We start from the raw sequence: 17,067 nt of genomic DNA, 5'->3' as shown, positions 1-17,067 counted from the left end.
ATACCTATACTTCATAAATTAATTTTTATGATTCGGTTGAAATCAATTAAAATATTTCCTAAAAAGAATTCAGGATTTATTATTTTAAAAGTTAGGAGGGTATAAAATGGATATGCTAAAAGTATTGCAATGGATTATATTGATTTTTGTATTTTATATTTTTATCTTTTATCTGTTCTTTAGAATAATATATCGAAAATTTAAGGAAAGAAATAGAGACTCAAGAGTAGAAATGCAAAGCTCTGATGAATCAAAAGTAAAAATAGAAAAACCAGATGAAATAATTCTAAAATCAAAAAATATGCTTTAAATTTCTAATAATTTTTTTATCTTTTTTATTTAATTCTTTTTTTTATCATTTTTTAATTCTTTTACTAATTCTTTTACTAATTCTTTTAAAAATTCTTTTTTTATATTTTTAAATTCTTTTTATGTTTTTTTATTATGTACTTTTTTTAATTTTCAACACAATCTTAATTTAGAAAATTTTATTATTAGTTAAAATATATAATTATTTATTAAGATGATATCTTAGACTCCTTTTATTTAAATTTGTTTAGGGGGAATAATATGGACAATGGAGATTGCAAGCTTTTAAAAAGTCTCATTGGAAAAATTAATGATTTTTCAAAAAAATCTTCTAATATCTTAAATAAAGATTCTGCACCTTTATGGAACTATGCAAAAGAGAATTATAATGTAACTCTTGATTCTATTTTATTTAATGATATACTTCTTTGGTTAAGCTATTTAGGTCTTAATGATGGGGAAATCAGTGATGATGAGTTGAATTTCATTAATTACATTTTAGACATAAACTTCTCTAAAGATGATCTTTTAAATAATTTATCATCTGATTCCTTTGATGATTATGAAGACTCCTTGCCTTCATCATTCATTGTTTTTTATGAATTTGACAAATATGTTAAGGAAAACAGGAATCCTAACTCTGGAGAGATAGTTGAATCATTATTTAACATTTATGGGGGAATAGGTCAACAATTCCTTAATTTGGAAGACAATTCAAATAATGATTCTAGCAAAGATTCAGATGATGCTTCTAATAATTGTGGTGATTTGAAAACTGCTTTTGATAATTATATGATTAATTTAAGACGTAATTTAGATGATTTAAAGACTTATAATTATCAGCTTATGGGCAATGCATTGAACACCGAATTATTGGAAGATATAATTAATTATGATAAGTTTAAGGATGTAATCTCAAAAGAGAATTTAAAGATTATCAATGATGATATGTTTGCTGATGGATCTTCATTTAACACTGATTATATGGATGTTTTAAATGACATATTCTCCAGCAAAAAACTTGATGAAAATGATGGTGATGAGTCAAAATATGACTTGGATAATAATTCATTGAATAAATTTAAAAAAGGTTTAGACAGTGTACCTGACGCTTTTAAAAATAATCAAAATTCAGATGCCAATGATGAAAAGGATGCTGAAACTAAGGCAGAAGAGGAAGCTGAAGAAACTGTTGAAGAAGAAAGCTTAGAGGATATTTTAGCAAAATTAAACAATCTGGTTGGTCTTGAAAATGTTAAAAGTGATGTTAATTCCTTAATAAACCTTATTCAGATTAGAAAAATCCGGGAAGAAAGAGGCATAAAGCAACCGGACATGTCTTTGCATTTGGTATTTTCAGGTAATCTAGGAACTGGTAAAACAACTGTTGCCAGATTGCTTGCTGAAATTTATAAGAAAATTGGATTATTGTCTAAAGGTCATTTGGTTGAAACTGATAGAAGTGGTCTTGTCGCAGGTTATGTAGGTTAAACTGCAATTAAAACTAGAACAAAAAGTAGGGGAAATACTACAAGAAGGAATGGGTTATGTAGGTCAAACTGCAATTAAAACTCAAGATAAGATCAAAGAGGCAATGGGTGGAATCTTATTCATTGATGAAGCTTATGCACTATCCTCAAAAGGTGAAAATGATTTTGGTGAAGAGGCTATTGACACCATTCTAAAAGCTATGGAAGACAATCGTGATGATTTTATCGTTATAGTGGCAGGTTATCCTCAGCTGATGGACGACTTCTTGCATTCCAATCCAGGTTTGGAATCAAGATTCAATAAGCATCTCTTCTTTGAAGATTATAATCCTCAGGAATTGTTTGACATATTCGTTTCTATGGAGGAAGAATCAAATCTAAAGCTTGATAAAAAGGCAGAATCCTTCTTAAAAGGTCATTTTGAAGATGTTTATAAATGCAGAGGAGATAATTTTGCAAACGGAAGATATGTCAGAAACATTTTTGAGAAAGTTCTTTCCAATCAAGCAGATAGGTTGGTGAATATTGAAGACATATCTGATGATGACTTAAACACTTTAATCATTGAAGATTTTGATGATTGCTTATGATTTTATGAGGTAAATTGCTAAATTTTTAAATTTATAATTGTTGTTTGCTTATTATTGGGTAAAATTGCTAAATTTTTAAATTTATAATTGTTGTTTGCTTATTATTGGGTAAAATTGCTAAATTTTTAAATTTATTATTGTTGTTTGCTTATGATTTTATGAGTTTAATTGCTAAATTTTTAAATTTATTATTATTGTTTTCTTATAATTTTGCGAAATTAAATAGACAAATATTTAAATCTATACTTTAAATTTATAATTATTGGGGAATTTTTTTAACAATTGCTAATTTTTATAATATTTATTGAATTTTTTGTTGGGGATAACATGAAAATAAAGAATATTTTAATAATAAGTTTGTTTTTCTTACTTATTTTAACATTGGGGGCTGTTAATGCATCTGATGATATCCCATCCAATGGATTGTCAGTCAGTTTAGTCGATGGAGACGTTCAAGAATCTTCCATTGATGATCTTGGACTTATTGAAGAAAAAACAGTCATATCTGATGATTCCTGTGATGAAATTCTTGATGCAGAGGAAAATGTCCCTATTCAAAAAATGCAAGATGAAACTGAAGTCGCTAATCAAGATGAAATGGAAGACAGCAATCAGGTAATACAAGCAAAATCTGATGATGTAATCACACAAGAAGAACCAGTGGATCCAGTTAGCTCTTCTAAAGTTAATTCAGTTATTAGCCCTGTAAGCAATTTGGTGGCTAATGGCAAATATTTTTACATATACTTGAAAGATGAATTAGGCAATAGATTGGCTAATCAAAAAGTTTCATTTGCAGTTAATGGAAAGACATATAGTGCAGTAAGCAATGCACAAGGAAAAGCATGGTTTAAGGTTAATTTAGCCCTTGGAACTTATCCTTTGAAAATTACTTATAATGGTGATGAAAACCATAGTGCAGTTATAAAATCCTTGAATTTATATGTTCCAAGAGCAAGTGCAATTAGCATTGGAAATGCAAAGCTTTTAACAAATGGTTATCTGAGGATTTATCTTAGATGTGAAAATCAATCACTCATTGGAAATAAGGTTCTACAGATTACTGTTAATGGCAAGCAGTTCAATAAAACCACAAATAAGGAAGGAATAATGATATTCAAGCCTAAAGCAGGTACTGGAGTGATAAACATATCTGCTGTTTTTAATGGAAACTCAAAAATTGCTCCATCTTTAGCAAAGAAAACTATTAAAGGTGTTGTGGGAGATATAAAAAGCCCTTATAAGAATAAGATTCCATTAGTGAATGGCCGTCCAGATGTAGATGTATTAGGGGGAAATTATGCTCTTGCTAATGGACAAATGATCTACTCTCTAAATAAGTCACAATATTTAAGTGTTATTAGAAGAGAAGTTACTGTTTATTTTTAAATAACAAGCTTTCAAAGTACACTTTCTTCCAATCTAAATGGGCACCTACTTTGAATCATATCATTTACCGTAAAAAGTGGAATGTGATTGAAAGGGCACTTAATACCAAAATAGTTAAAATGAATAAAAGAGATTATTGGCCTCAAATCACTGTATCCTTAAAATGCAAATCCTACACATACGCTGAAGTGAGAGATGAACAGAATCTTGTTTATTCATGTGGTCCTACATCAAGCAGCATGTGCAGTCAAGTTTTAAGAAATTATGTATGTGAAAGTTATTTGGTAAAGCTTTCTGGTGCTAGGAGAGGCTATGGATCCCATCCTGATGGTCTTAAAAGAGCATTGGAGAAAAATCATTTTAAATGTTCATTTTATTATAAAAGTGGCATAAATGATGCTTTTAAAGAACTTAAAAAAGGAGGGGGCTGCTTTAATATTCCATATTCGAGGTCACTATTTGGCGATTGTAGACATTAGCAAAGACGGTAAAAATGTCTTGATTTCAAATTCAAGAGGAGAATACAACGGTGGAGCTGATAAAATGCCGACTAAATGGCTAACTGTCAAATATGTGAAATCAAGATTTGCCAATGACACTCCTGGTTTGATTGTCAGACTTAACTATTCTTTAACTGCTAATGTCAAAAGAAATGTAGGGAATTTCTATTCAAGCATGGGTACCAATTGGGCTCGCCATAATACAAATGAAAGAATCCCTCATATTGGAAAATAAGGGATTTTCATTTTAAAATTAAGAATGTTTTAGGTTGTTGTTTTATGATCGATTTTGATGAATTGTCAGTTAAGATTAATGATTTAACTAAGGATTATAAGAATTTTGAATTTAAATACATTGACACAAAAACCATTGTGGTTGAGCCATGGACAAGACTAAAATGTCAATTTGGCTGTCCTAATTATGGAAAAACTCTTGTATGTCCCCCTTACGCTCCTAAGGCTGAGGAGTTTATAGGTATGGTGAATTCATATAAAACAGCAATCCTATTTCAGGTCAGTTTAGCTTCCATTGAAGATGATGTTGGAGGAATAAGCAAGATATCCTGTGATATTGAAAATCTTTGTGCTCACTTTGGATATTATAAGGCATTTGGAATGGGAGCAGGCCCATGTATGATCTGTCATTCAAAAGGAGAGGAATGCAATTTGGATGAATGCAAATATCCAAATCAGGCCCGTCCCTCTGGTGAAGCCTGTGGTGTAGACATTCATAAGACAATAGAAAATAATGGATATGATATTTTAGGAATTGATAAGGAAAATGACAGCTATTTCTGTTATGGCATTGTTTTACTGGAATGACTTCTATGTTTAATGGTTTTAAGATTTTTGAATTTTTTAATCCTAAATTTTTTAAATATGATATTTAGTTTTTTAATCAGAAATTTCTTAAATAAGATATTTTAGTTTTTTAGTTTTTTTATTTTATATTTTAGGGGGTGAAAAAAATGGAATTAGATAATAATAAAACAATAATTATTGTTGTTGCCTTATTATGTGCAACTTTTGTTATAGGCATATTCATTTACTTGAATTCTGGCAGCGATTTGAATTTATTTGCAGAAAAAGAACCTATGCATATTATAAACGCTAGCTTTTCAACAGACCATTCTTTAGATGCAAAGACTGTTTGCACTATAAATGTAGGATCCAATCATTCTAATGAAAACATCTCTGTGGATATTCTATATAGCAGAGATGGAAAAAACTTGAATGATGGTGATAAGTCTACAAAAACAGTCGGTTCTGATGGCAGCGTTGTATGTGAAAGCAAGGATTCATTTGCCAAATATCCTGACCGTGCAATTGTAACCCTTTATGATATGGAAGGAAATGTGTTGGATAGTGCAGATGTCAAATTGGCTACTGATGACAGTACACAAGTTGCTGTTGGAAATGGCACTGTAACTGCAAAGGCAATTACTAAGGCAGAACATTCTGCATCCAGTGCTTCTAGCACTTCCAGTTCTAATAACAATGGGGTTACAGAATGGGTAGAAGATTTAGACCTTTCTGATAAGGCAGGATATGACTGTCATGTTTACATACATCACAGAAGCGATGGAACTAAATATTATATTGATGAAGAAGGAAAGAAACATTCAGCTCCTGAAAGTCAGGAATGGGTGTTCTAATTTTTCTTTTTTATTTCATTTACTTTTTTTTTAATTTTCTTTTATTTTTTCCTTTTTTTAGTTTTCATTTACTTTATTTTATTTTCTTTTATTTTTTCCTTTTTTTAGTTTTCATTTACTTTATTTTATTTTCTTTTATTTTTTCCTTTTTTTAATATTATAATGGTGGAAATCAATTAAAATAGGACTAATTTATTTACACTGATTTCTTTAAAAAGGATTGTAGATTAAATATTAAATTATATATAGATTAAATAATAAAACTTAAATTATATAATTAAAGTTGTTAAAACTTTTAAACAATTAATTATAATTTTATATAACTTAAAAATTTTAAAGTTTTAAAACATTTTTTATAAATGATTTTTAGCTTTTCAAAATTTAATTCTATTAAGGAAGTTTAAAAATGAAATCTGTAGCTATTAATGGATTTGGAACTATTGGTAAAAGAGTGGCTGATGCTGTAGCTGCTCAAGATGATATGAAAATTATTGGTGTAAGTAAGACCAGACCAAACTTTGAAGCAAAAACTGCAGTGGAAGAAAAAGGTTATCCTTTATACATTGGAATTCCTGAAAGAGAAAATCTCTTTAAGGAAGCAGGAATTGAAATTGCAGGTACTGTTGAAGATATGGTTCAAGAAGCGGACATTGTAGTTGACTGTACTCCAGGAAACATCGGTCCTCAAAACCTTGAAATGTATAAGAAAGCTGGTGTAAAAGCTATTTACCAAGGTGGAGAAGATCATGAATTAACTGGATTGTCATTTAACTCCTTCTCTAACTATGATGATTCATTTGGTGCTGACTATGCTAGAGTAGTATCCTGTAACACCACTGGTTTAACCCGTACTTTACACACCCTTAATCCATTAGTGGATATTAAAAAGGTTCGTGCTGTAATGGTTAGAAGAGGATCTGACCCATCTGAAGTTAAGAAAGGTCCTATTAACGCTATTGTTCCTAACCCTCCAAAAGTGCCTTCTCACCACGGTCCTGATGTACAGACTGTAATGAAAGGCATTGATGTAACTACTATGGCTTTACTTGTTCCTACCACTTTAATGCACCAACACAACCTTATGGTTGAAATTGGCAATGAAGTCACCAATGATGAAGTCATTGACGTCCTTGAGAAACGTTCCAGAGTTATGGTGGTTGAAGCAGCAGCTGGCTTAGACTCAACTGCAGCTCTTATGGAATATGCTAAAGATTTAGGAAGAAGCAGAAACGATTTATATGAGATTCCAGTATGGAAAGAATCCATAAACGTTGTTGACAATGAATTGTTCTACATGCAAGCGGTACACCAAGAATCTGATGTAGTCCCTGAAAATGTAGATGCTATTCGTGCAATGTTGGAAATGGAATCTGACAATGAAAAATCCATTGCTAAAACCAATAAGGCAATGGGAATTTTTTAAATCAATCATTTTAAATTAAATAGGAATTTCTATTTAATTTCTTCTTTTTTTATCTTTTAATTTATTTTTTTAATATTTTTTTAATTTATTTCATTGTCTTGAATTATTCAAGATTTATGAAGTATTTTTATCATACTTACTGTTTATGGTGTTTTTATGAAAGATAATGTTATTTTTGGTCCAGCTGGAAAACCAATTGATTTTAATGGAAAGGCATTTGAATCTCCTAAGTTCTTAGGCCCTCTTGGATTGTACGCTTTTGAATACCAATCAACATATGGGGTTAGAATAGGAGAATCCTCTGCACTTAAGCTTAGAGACTGTGCTGATGAATATGGCGTTTTAATGTCAATGCATTGCCCATATTATATCAATGTATGCTCTAAAGAAGAGGAAAAAATTGATTCTTCCATTGAAAGGCTAGTTCAATCTGCAAAGGTTGGGGAATTCATGGGAGCTTATAGGCTTGCATTCCACCCTGGTTTTTATTCCAGCAGAAAGCCTGAAGTCTGTATGGATTTGGCTAAAAAGACTTATGCAAGACTTTTGGAAAGGTGTGAAGAAGAGGGAATAGAAAATTTCACTTTTGCACCTGAAACATCTGGGAAACGTTCCCAGTTAGGAAATGTTGACGAAATCATTGAAATGTGTGCAAGCTTTGACCATTTTGAGCCGACTATTGATTTTGCTCATGTTCATGCGAGAGGAAGGGGAATTTTAAATAAAAAGGAAGATTACAATTGCATCTTTTCAAAACTTGAAGACAATTTGGATATTGATAGATTGCATTGTCATTTCACTACAATTGAATATACTGACAAAGGTGAAAAAAAGCACCATACTTTAGCTGAAGATGATGAATATGGTCCTCACATTAAGGATCTTCTATTGAATTTAATTGAAAACGATTGGAAAGCCACTATCATTTGTGAAACACCTTTGATAGATCAGGATGCTTTACGAATGAAGCAGCTTTATGATACTTTAATTTAACCATTTAATCTTTTGGGGGGATAAAATGAGGAATGCTTTAATAAAAGAATGATGTTACTGTCAATGCTTTTAATATTCTTTTTAAGTATTGCAATGGTATCTGCAGCAAGCGACTTAAGTGCAGATAATTCTATTTCTTCACCTGAGGATTTGAAAACTGATTTAATCAGCACTTCAAATGAAGAGATTTTAAATGAGGATGCTGATGCATTAACTGTCTCTGCAGAGGAAGATGACTTTAATGAGGATGATGGCCCATTATCTGTGTCTGCAGAAGATGATATATTTAATGAGGATACTGATGCATTAAGTGAAAATCAGAATAAAAATCTAAGTGAAAATTCAGATGATTATATTTTAAATGATGACCCTGATGATGTTGAGATTATTGTTAATTGCCCTGCTATTGTAGATGAGAATAGGTAAATTTAACTATTGGAGTATTTGATGGAGAAAGTCCTTATGTTCTTTGTGATGTGGACCTTTATCTCAATGACCGCTTTGTACAGAAATACATTGTTGATGATGATGAATATCCTATCACTGTTGAGAATTTAGCTCTTGGCAAGAATACGATTAAATTCGTTTATGGAGGAAATCAATTTTATAATCCTGCCACTAAAGAGCTTACTGTCACATATGCCCATAGAAAGCCATTGTTTTTAGAAATTGCTGCTCAAAAATATGATATAAAAGTTGAAGAGCAAGTACAACTTATCTTTAATGCAAGTTCTTTAGACGGACCTGTAGATGATATAAACATAAGCCTTTATATCAATGATGTTTATAAGGGTGATTTTAATGTAAAGGTGCTTCTTTCCTTTTATGCTTTAGGTGAAGGCAGTTATAACATCAAAGCAGTTTTTGCAGGAAATGAGAATTACACTCCTGCAGAATCATCTGTCATTACAGTCAATGCAACTAAAAGGGATGTCAATATAACTGGCAATGTGGATGATGATGACATCTCAATCGATGAGGAATCTCATTTGACTTTTAATGCTAATGACACTCTTGATTCTGCAATTCTTGATGTTTATGTAGATGATGAAAAAGTGGGTACAGTAAACATTAATGAGACTTTCACTTTCACCGGTATGGATGTAGGGGATCATTCCCTTTACTTTGTATATGCTGGCAATGCCATATACAATAATTTCACTACTGAAACTGTTCATATCAGAGTCAATAAGATAAATCCTGTTATTATAGTTAATCTTAATGAAAATAATGTGGAAATAGGTCAATCTGCAGTATTTGAGGTTTACAGTCTAGACTCTGGTTTTACCTGTGACCTTGATGTCTATGCAGATAATGTAAAAGTAGGTACAACACATATTGGTGAAAATTATTCATATGTCTGTGACAGCATAGGAGTTCATGCCATTTACTTTGTTTACAATGGAACCGACAGATATGATTCATACACTACTGATTCAATTCCTTTTACCGTATACACAAATACCAAAATTCAAATCGATGTAATGGATATTGTCTATGGACAAGATGCTAAGATAAACGTTAAGATAACTGATTTAAACAATAGTTTATTAAACAAGTTATTCAATGTTAGTTTATGTGAATTAGGCTCTTTAAATCCATTTGTCCTTAATTATACTGTAATGTCTTATGATTCCAGAATTCTCAGTGGTTTAAGAGCAGGCAATTATAGTATTGTGGCAAGTTTCATTGGAGATGATTTATATAAAACCTCTACTGCCCTTTATGAATTCAAAGTAATGGAAAAACCTCTTGTAGTAAATGCCACCATAAATGTCAGTGTAGAAAGGAATACTGTTTTCATTGATCTTAAAGACTTAGATGGCAATCCTATAGTCCATGCAAATGTTGAAGCAATAGTCAATGGTGAAAAATCTAGCTTGCAAACAGATGATGAAGGAAAGGCTAATTTAACTATCTCTGATGACAGTACCATCATAGTTAACTATACTGATAATAATGGTTTGAGTGTTAGTGATAAATTGGCTGTTTTCTATCAAAATCCTGGATTAAGAAAAGGGACTAAAATCATTTTTGAAAATTTATATACCACTGCTATAGACTATAACAACGATGGTCGTGTTGGAGAATTCTTCAAATGGAGATTAGTGGATGAGGATGACAATCCATTGCCAAATGTTCCAATGAAAATCGGATTTAACGGTGTAGTTTACGATTATGAGGATGGAATTGTTACTGATGGAGAGGGTTATGCACAACTTCAAATCAACCTTGGTTACAAAGGAGTTTACACCTTTGCAATCTGCTTCCTTGGAAATGACAGCTACAATGCATCCTTTGTTGTTGCAAAAATCGATGTAAAAACACAAACACCAAGCTTAACAGTTCCTAGCAAATCCTATACTGCAAGTGCAAAGACAAAAACATTGTCTGCAACCTTTAAATCAAACAAAGGAACATTAATTCCTAATAAGAAGGTCACTTTCACCCTTAATGGAAAAACATACTCTGCAAAAACAAATTCAAAAGGAGTTGCAACAGTTAATGTAAGTTTAACTAAAAAGGGAACTTACACTTTCACAGCTAAATATGCGGGGGATAGTACATATTCAAGCATTAACAAAACAGCTAAATTGATTATAAGATAGTTTTTTTTTAAAAAAAAGGATAGTTTGCTATTCTTTTTATTTTATTCATATTTTTTTTATAGTTTCATTTATTTTCTATTCTTTTATTTTTTCTTATTCTTTTATTATTTTATTCTTATATTATTCTTTCATTTATTCTCTAATTCTTTTATTTTTCCATTATTATTTCATTCTATTGGATCTTTTTCTATTTTTCATTTTTTCCATATTTAAATAATTTTTTTATAATATTTCCTTTAATGAAAATATTTAAATATGGTTAGAAATATAATAATTAATCTAATAATTAAATAAAATTTATTTAAAATTTTAAACAGTTAACAATTTAAATTTTAACAATGATGTGATAAATGTGAAATCTGAAAATAAAAGTTCAAATAAAAAGAAATCCGAAGTTTCCATTATAAATAAACCTAATTTGGTTGAGAATGAAACTAAAGTTCTTGTATTGGAAACTGCAGGTTATCCATTTAATTTTGGTCTTTTGGAAGGGCATAATTTAGAGATATCCGATAAGGTTCTTTTTGAACAGTATGCAATAGATCAATGGGGAGGAACAAGTGTAAAGACAGGTTCTTATCTTTTTGATCAAAAGATCATTCCAGACTTTGCATTTAAGATCATTACTGCATATCCTGAAGATTCCATTATCGGAGAAAACACTTCCATAACAATAATCACTAATGATGAAGAAAAGACTGATAATGTAAAAAGAGTCAAATCCAATGTTTTCTTTGATGATGTAGTAGGTCAGGAAAATGCCAAAAAGAAATCAAAGCTGATTTACAAGTATCTTCAAGACCCTGAGAAATTCGGCAATTGGGCTCCTAAGAATGTTTTGTTCTATGGTCTTCCTGGAACTGGAAAAACCATGCTTGCAAAGGCGTTGTCAAATGAATTGAACATTAACTTATTTTTAGTCAAGGCCACATCCTTGATTGGAGACCATGTTGGAGATGCAGCAACCAAGATTCATGAATTGTATGAAACTGCTTTGAAGTCAGCTCCGTCTCTGATTTTTATTGATGAGATTGATGCTATTGCATTGCATAGGTCATTCCAATCATTAAGGGGAGATGTATCTGAAATTGTAAATTCCCTTTTAACTGAAATGGATGGAATCAATCCAAATGATGGTGTAGTAACTATTGCAGCAACCAATAATCCTTCAACTATTGATTTTGCAATTAGAAGTCGTTTTGAAGAGGAAATTGAATTTAAATTGCCAAATGATATTGAAAGAAGGGAAATCATCCAATTGAATCTTAACACTTATCCATTAAACTATGATTTGGACATTGAAAAATTAGTCAAGCTTTCCAAAAGGATGTCTGGCAGAGACATTAAGGAAAAAATATTGAAAACAGCTCTCCATAATGCAATCATCAATGATAAGGAAACAGTAACATTGGATGATGTTTATTTTGCATTAAAGTTAAATAAATATAAAAAAGAAGAAGTTAAAGGAATGTTTGAATAAAACATTCTCTTTTAATAATTTTTAAAATAGTTTTTTAGCCTTTTTGACCTTTTTGGCCTTTTTTTGCTTTTTTTTTTAATCTTTTATTGATCTATTTCTAAAATCACTTTTTTTTTAAAGTTTTAATCTTAATCTACTTTTAAAATAGTTTCACATATTCTTATGAACTCTTCGTCATTGTTTTTTGCAGTTTTTCTAATGTTTTCGGAAATGTCATAAAATATCTTATTGACAATTGACTTAGTCATCTTATCTATGGTTTTTATATCCTTTGCATCTACCTTATTTAGTTTAACTATACCTTTTTGACTCTCACGTTGTCTTATCTCTTCCATAGACTCTCTTAAACTACCAAGTAATGCATTTATTTCAATTAAATTGAAGGATTCTTTAAGCAAATCAAACTCATTTTCAATTATCTTTTCCGCTTCTATAACTTCCTTTTCACGAAGCTTTTTATTTTTTTCTGCAATGCCTCTTAAATCATCAATGTTGAACAAGTCAATTCCTAATTCTTTAACATCCTCTTCAATGTCTCTTGGATTTGCAATATCGATGAAAATCATTTTTTCAGGTATCTTTTCATTAAATACCCTTAATAATCTTTCTTTATTTACAATTGGGTGAGGTGCACCTGTGGAACTTATTACAAGATCTGCATTAGTCAATTTTTCTTCTAAATTATCAAAAAGAATTGCTTCTCCATCAAGTTCCTCAGCTAATTTAATTGCTTTATAATATGTTCTGTTTGCAACAAAAATGGCTTTCAAGTTCTTTTCAGCTAATGCCTTTGCTACAAGGGTTCCCATCTTACCTGCACCTATTACAAGAACATGCTTGTCCTGCAAATCTCCAAGATGCTCTTCTGCAAGGTCAACTGCTGCAGAACCGATTGAGATTGATCCTTGATTGATTTTGGTCTTGTTTCTTACAACTTGGCCAACATGAATTGCCTTTGTAAAGACAGCATCTAATTTCTTGCCGCAATGGCCTTCCCTTTCGCTTTTCCTTTTGGAATCCTTAACTTGGCCTAAGATTTGGTCTTCGCCGATAATCATGGATTCAAGACCTGAAGTCATTCTGAATAAATGCAATACTGCATCGTCATTATACTGAATTATGATATATTTGTTTTCACAATCCAAGTCCAAGTCTTTGCAATCATCTGTATAAAGGAAATATTCATATCTATTGCATGTATTGATTTCAATATATTCTTTTATGTCTATTTCTTCTTTTATTGCAGAAAACAATTTTTTTAAGTCTTTTGAAACTTTTTCCATAGTTTCTATATCTGCAAGAGTATGGTCTACACGTATATTGATTATCAATTTTGATTCTCCTTTATTTTTTTGATAAGTTAAGTAAATATTTTTTTATAGCTCAGAGTTTATGAGGTTTTCAGCAAGTTTCTTAGCTTCGTCTAATTTATTTTCCTTTAAGCAAATCCTTATTTCTTCATTATTTAGAATGCTTTCCAGATAATCTTTTCTTAGCTTTTGCTCATCTATTTTTTCTTTTAAGAGTTTTCTTGCATAGTCTTGAAGCTTTATTTCTAAAATATCCTCTTCAGTGATTATGGATTGGATTTTCTTTCTCAATTCTCTTGCCATTAAAGGACTTTGCCCATTTGTATAAATTGATATTTCTATATCATCTATTAAAAAAGTAGTTGGTGCTATTATATTTCCCTTTTCTGGCTTGTCTGCTCGGTTTATTAGTTTTCCTTGACTGATTGATGCTATGTATTCGCATAGCTTTTCATCACCGCTTGCGGTAATCACTATGTCGCTCCATTTAACCATATCCTCAAGGTCTTTTAAGGGTGTTAATATGGCACCTTTTTTAGTTAATTCATCATCAATTGAATTTCCTGCTAAAATGACATTGGCACCTTTATCTAAAAAGCGATGTGCTCTTCTAGTAGCCACTTCGCCAGTGCCTAAAATGAAAACATTCTTGTTTTCAACTTCAAAAAAGAGAGAAGTCAATCCCATATTATCACATGATTATTTTGAATTATCCAATTGATGGAACGTTTTGAAAGATTATTTCTTTTCCAATTCTTTAAGCTTAAGTAATTTTACAGCCATTCTTAAGTCATTATTACAGTCTGCAAGGACCTTTTCAGCTTCAGCTTCACTAATGTCAAAGGTTTGTGAAAGTGCAAAGACTGCTTCATTTGATGTAGGTGGTGTTCCTGCATTTAATATAACTTCTGATAATTGCTTTTTCAAATCCATATATTCCTCTTCACTCATGCCTATTTGGTTTAAGGTCATGTCTCTTAAAGGACAAGGTTTTGAAGTTTTGCAGCACCATACTAAAGAACCGAAGCAAGTTGCTGGTCCTTCTCCTAATCTTGTTTCACTTGCAAATTTTTGTTTGATGTCTAAGAATTCTTGAGGAGTCAATCCAACTTCTCTTAAAGCTCCCATGATAGGGCAAGGTTTTACTGGAGGACAACAGAATGCGAGTCCTCTTACATCTCCTCCTCTACAAATATGTGACGGTGAATTTTCCCATACCATAATTTTTCCTCTAATTTTTAGTAAATAATTTAATGAATATTAATAAATTTTATTTAATTAATATTATAACATTATAAATTTTGTTTGTTTATATTAATATAAGTTTTTAAAAAAATTTAGAAATTTGAATAAAAATAGTTTAAAAAGTTTAAAAAAATTATTTACAGAATATATTCATTTAAAAAAATAATGATTCCTGTATTGGAATAAAGTTAAAATTTTCATTTAAAAAAATAATGATTCCTGTATTGGAATAAAGTTAAAATTTTCATTTAAAAAATAAGAATTTATGTATTGAAATAAATTTAAAAATAAAAAATAGTAAATAATTTAAATAAAAAAAAAAAGAAAATTAAAAGATTTTTACCAAAGTATCAAATGAAAATATTTTGGTCAAGGTTTTTTGGCCGAAGGCCAAAAAAGCTTGGGTTAATGGTCTTTAATCATATCTGCTTTTTCTTCACCAGTTAACTCTGCAACGATTTCTTCTGGAGTTCCAGTACTGAGGAGTTTTCCTCCTCTCATTAGGCTTGCCTTATCACAAACATCTAATACGAAATCCATATCGTGAGAAATAATTACAAAGGTTTGGTCCAATTCATCTCTTGCTTTTAAGATGGAATTGGTTACAATGATTCTTGTAACTGGATCCATGGTACCTGTTGGTTCGTCTAATACTACAATATTAGGTTCCTTAATGAGAACTTGTGCAAGAGCTACTCTGTGTCTTTCTCCTCCACTTAACTCATCTTGCCATTTGGATAAAATGCTCATGGATTTTTCCTTTTCAAATCCTACGGTTTCAAGGATATGTGCCGCTTTGATTTTTGCAAATTCTGCAGGTAAGTTTAAGCTGATAGCATCAGTTAAGTTTCCTAAAATGTCTCTGTGAGGATATAATGAGTATTCTTGGTGTAATAAACCTAAGTATGGAGTTACACGGCCTCTGTTTAATGGGCCTGGCTTTTTCATATCAATCCAATCATCACCTAATTTAATTTCAAGCTCTCCAGCACTTGGTTCAGTTAATCCAATCATCATTCTGGTTAATGTGGTTTTACCTGATCCACTAAGACCTACAATACCATAGATTTCTCCTTGGTTGATTGTTAAGCTTACGCCGTCTACAGCCTTAACCACTCCTCTTTCAATTGAGTAGTAATGTTTTTTGATGTCTTTTACTCTAATGATTTCTTCGGTGTGCTCAACTTTTTCCACTCTTTCAGCTTGAGGAACTGTTTCAAGGAATTTTGGAACGATGACATCTGGGTGACCATGTTCAATGATTTCTCCATTGTCTAACCATATTGCATCGTCAGCTAATTGATTCATAACTTCTGGCCAGTGGGAAGTGATTACCATACTGATTCCCTCATCCTTTACACCTTCAATCAAGGTTTGGTGAAGTTTTTCAGCGGTTTGTGGGTCTAAGGTACCTGTTGGTTCGTCTGCTAAAAGCAACATTGGATTTTTAGCCAATTGTCTTGCAAGCAATACCCTTTGCTTTTCTCCTCCACTTAAGTCACGAGCAATGTGAGTAACCCTGTGACTCATTTGAACCATTTCCAATAAGTCAATAGCGTTGTAAATATTCTCTTCTTCGTATCTGCCTTCGTCACCCATTGCATTCAATACGTTTTCAATTACACTTTGTTCATCGTATAATGCAAAGTTTCTTTGAAGCATGATGGAAATTCTTCTTCTGATTGCTGCCTTTTCTAATCTGTCAGCATTCCAAAAGTCAATTTCCTTAGCTTTTAATTCTGCTCCACATTCTGGACATTTTTCACCAGCCTTTGAAGCAGGTTCAACATGCAAGCATTTTTTGTTTTCACAAATTGCCAAGTCAAAGATTACTTGTCCACTGTCTGGAGCGTATTCCTTTGTACCTCTTAGCATATTGATTAAAACAGATTTTCCACTACCACTTCTACCGAGAATACCTAAGGTAGAACCTTCTTCTATAGTTAAGTTAATATCTTTAAGAACAGGTTCTCCATTAAATAACTTATTAATATTTTTTAAAGTTATGAAAGACATAAGCCCACCTGATAATTGTTGTAATTATAATTATTTTAATTTTTTATTAGATTTTTTG

Annotated in this window: 17 protein-coding genes; 13 read left to right on the top strand and 4 right to left on the bottom strand. The window is 31.1% G+C overall.

The window, feature by feature from the left end; all coding sequences use genetic code 11:
- The first annotated feature begins 106 nt into the window (after positions 1–106).
- The 13 genes from QZV12_RS01035 (at position 107) to QZV12_RS00975 (ending at position 12,438) form a co-directional block, all read left to right on the top strand.
- The gene (locus QZV12_RS01035) at positions 107–310 is read left to right on the top strand and encodes a hypothetical protein (protein WP_295615835.1); all 204 of its coding nucleotides are present in this window, start codon (positions 107–109) and stop codon (positions 308–310) included.
- A 260-nt stretch (positions 311–570) separates the two neighbouring features.
- Complete coding sequence (locus QZV12_RS01030) at positions 571–1,800, top strand: hypothetical protein (RefSeq protein WP_295615831.1); 1,230 nt, start codon at positions 571–573, stop codon at positions 1,798–1,800.
- 49 nt (positions 1,801–1,849) lie between these two features.
- Positions 1,850–2,389 carry an AAA family ATPase gene (locus QZV12_RS01025; RefSeq protein ID WP_295615828.1) on the top strand — a complete coding sequence of 180 codons (540 nt, stop codon included), beginning with the start codon at positions 1,850–1,852 and terminating at the stop codon, positions 2,387–2,389.
- Positions 2,390–2,716: 327 nt separating this feature from the next.
- Positions 2,717–3,778 carry an Ig-like domain-containing protein gene (locus QZV12_RS01020; protein ID WP_295615825.1) on the top strand — a complete coding sequence of 354 codons (1,062 nt, stop codon included), beginning with the start codon at positions 2,717–2,719 and terminating at the stop codon, positions 3,776–3,778.
- Between the two features lie 50 nt (positions 3,779–3,828).
- A complete protein-coding gene (locus QZV12_RS01015; protein ID WP_295615822.1) occupies positions 3,829–4,257 on the top strand; it encodes a hypothetical protein in 429 nt (142 codons plus the stop codon).
- Positions 4,238–4,513, top strand: coding sequence for a hypothetical protein (locus QZV12_RS01010; protein ID WP_295615819.1), 276 nt, complete (start codon positions 4,238–4,240; stop codon positions 4,511–4,513). The genes QZV12_RS01015 and QZV12_RS01010 overlap by 20 nt, the downstream gene beginning before the upstream one ends.
- A 44-nt stretch (positions 4,514–4,557) precedes the next feature.
- Positions 4,558–5,100, top strand: a complete 543-nt coding sequence (locus QZV12_RS01005; RefSeq protein ID WP_295615816.1) for a DUF2284 domain-containing protein — start codon at positions 4,558–4,560, stop codon at positions 5,098–5,100.
- A gap of 146 nt (positions 5,101–5,246) precedes the next feature.
- Complete coding sequence (locus tag QZV12_RS01000; RefSeq protein WP_295615812.1) at positions 5,247–5,933, top strand: hypothetical protein; 687 nt, start codon at positions 5,247–5,249, stop codon at positions 5,931–5,933.
- Between the two features lie 406 nt (positions 5,934–6,339).
- Complete coding sequence (locus tag QZV12_RS00995; RefSeq protein ID WP_295615809.1) at positions 6,340–7,356, top strand: phosphorylating glyceraldehyde-3-phosphate dehydrogenase; 1,017 nt, start codon at positions 6,340–6,342, stop codon at positions 7,354–7,356.
- A gap of 156 nt (positions 7,357–7,512) precedes the next feature.
- Positions 7,513–8,349, top strand: coding sequence for a TIM barrel protein (locus QZV12_RS00990; protein ID WP_295615806.1), 837 nt, complete (start codon positions 7,513–7,515; stop codon positions 8,347–8,349).
- Between the two features lie 63 nt (positions 8,350–8,412).
- Positions 8,413–8,775 (top strand): hypothetical protein, encoded by a 363-nt coding sequence (locus tag QZV12_RS00985; protein WP_295615803.1) that lies wholly within the window; start codon positions 8,413–8,415, stop codon positions 8,773–8,775.
- Between the two features lie 50 nt (positions 8,776–8,825).
- Positions 8,826–10,958 carry an Ig-like domain-containing protein gene (locus QZV12_RS00980; RefSeq protein WP_295615800.1) on the top strand — a complete coding sequence of 711 codons (2,133 nt, stop codon included), beginning with the start codon at positions 8,826–8,828 and terminating at the stop codon, positions 10,956–10,958.
- 352 nt (positions 10,959–11,310) lie between these two features.
- Positions 11,311–12,438, top strand: coding sequence for an AAA family ATPase (locus tag QZV12_RS00975; protein WP_394350713.1), 1,128 nt, complete (start codon positions 11,311–11,313; stop codon positions 12,436–12,438).
- 128 nt (positions 12,439–12,566) lie between these two features.
- Here QZV12_RS00975 and hemA read toward each other — a convergent pair whose 3' ends face one another.
- The 4 genes from hemA to atwA form a co-directional block, all read right to left on the bottom strand.
- Positions 12,567–13,769: a glutamyl-tRNA reductase gene (gene hemA, locus QZV12_RS00970; RefSeq protein ID WP_295615797.1), complete on the bottom strand. Its 1,203-nt coding sequence runs from the start codon at positions 13,767–13,769 to the stop codon at positions 12,567–12,569.
- Between the two features lie 45 nt (positions 13,770–13,814).
- The gene (locus QZV12_RS00965) at positions 13,815–14,435 is read right to left on the bottom strand and encodes a bifunctional precorrin-2 dehydrogenase/sirohydrochlorin ferrochelatase (RefSeq protein ID WP_295615794.1); all 621 of its coding nucleotides are present in this window, start codon (positions 14,433–14,435) and stop codon (positions 13,815–13,817) included.
- A 51-nt stretch (positions 14,436–14,486) separates the two neighbouring features.
- The gene (locus tag QZV12_RS00960) at positions 14,487–14,969 is read right to left on the bottom strand and encodes a methanogenesis marker 9 domain-containing protein (RefSeq protein ID WP_295615791.1); all 483 of its coding nucleotides are present in this window, start codon (positions 14,967–14,969) and stop codon (positions 14,487–14,489) included.
- Positions 14,970–15,398: 429 nt separating this feature from the next.
- On the bottom strand, positions 15,399–17,009 hold the full coding sequence (atwA, locus tag QZV12_RS00955) for a methyl coenzyme M reductase system, component A2 (RefSeq protein ID WP_295615788.1): 1,611 nt from the start codon (positions 17,007–17,009) through the stop codon (positions 15,399–15,401).
- Positions 17,010–17,067: the final 58 nt, after the last annotated feature.

Origin of the sequence: uncultured Methanobrevibacter sp. (assembly GCF_902769175.1) — an archaeon.
In the GTDB taxonomy this organism is placed as follows: domain Archaea; phylum Methanobacteriota; class Methanobacteria; order Methanobacteriales; family Methanobacteriaceae; genus Methanobrevibacter.
The sequence above is the reverse complement of the archived record's forward strand: the minus strand, read 5'-3'. Positions and strand labels throughout refer to the sequence as shown.

Bases quoted from the DNA above. Each gene is read 5' to 3' on its own strand.
- QZV12_RS00965 (WP_295615794.1), bottom strand. From the start codon at position 14,435: ATGGGATTGACTTCTCTCTTTTTTGAAGTTGAAAACAAGAATGTTTTC.
- QZV12_RS01005 (WP_295615816.1), top strand. From the start codon at position 4,558: ATGATCGATTTTGATGAATTGTCAGTTAAGATTAATGATTTAACTAAG.
- QZV12_RS01025 (WP_295615828.1), top strand. From the start codon at position 1,850: ATGGGTTATGTAGGTCAAACTGCAATTAAAACTCAAGATAAGATCAAA.
- QZV12_RS00985 (WP_295615803.1), top strand. From the start codon at position 8,413: ATGCTTTTAATATTCTTTTTAAGTATTGCAATGGTATCTGCAGCAAGC.
- atwA (WP_295615788.1), bottom strand. From the start codon at position 17,009: ATGTCTTTCATAACTTTAAAAAATATTAATAAGTTATTTAATGGAGAA.
- QZV12_RS00960 (WP_295615791.1), bottom strand. From the start codon at position 14,969: ATGGTATGGGAAAATTCACCGTCACATATTTGTAGAGGAGGAGATGTA.
- QZV12_RS00995 (WP_295615809.1), top strand. From the start codon at position 6,340: ATGAAATCTGTAGCTATTAATGGATTTGGAACTATTGGTAAAAGAGTG.
- QZV12_RS01000 (WP_295615812.1), top strand. From the start codon at position 5,247: ATGGAATTAGATAATAATAAAACAATAATTATTGTTGTTGCCTTATTA.
- QZV12_RS01035 (WP_295615835.1), top strand. From the start codon at position 107: ATGGATATGCTAAAAGTATTGCAATGGATTATATTGATTTTTGTATTT.
- QZV12_RS01030 (WP_295615831.1), top strand. From the start codon at position 571: ATGGACAATGGAGATTGCAAGCTTTTAAAAAGTCTCATTGGAAAAATT.
- QZV12_RS00990 (WP_295615806.1), top strand. From the start codon at position 7,513: ATGAAAGATAATGTTATTTTTGGTCCAGCTGGAAAACCAATTGATTTT.
- QZV12_RS01020 (WP_295615825.1), top strand. From the start codon at position 2,717: ATGAAAATAAAGAATATTTTAATAATAAGTTTGTTTTTCTTACTTATT.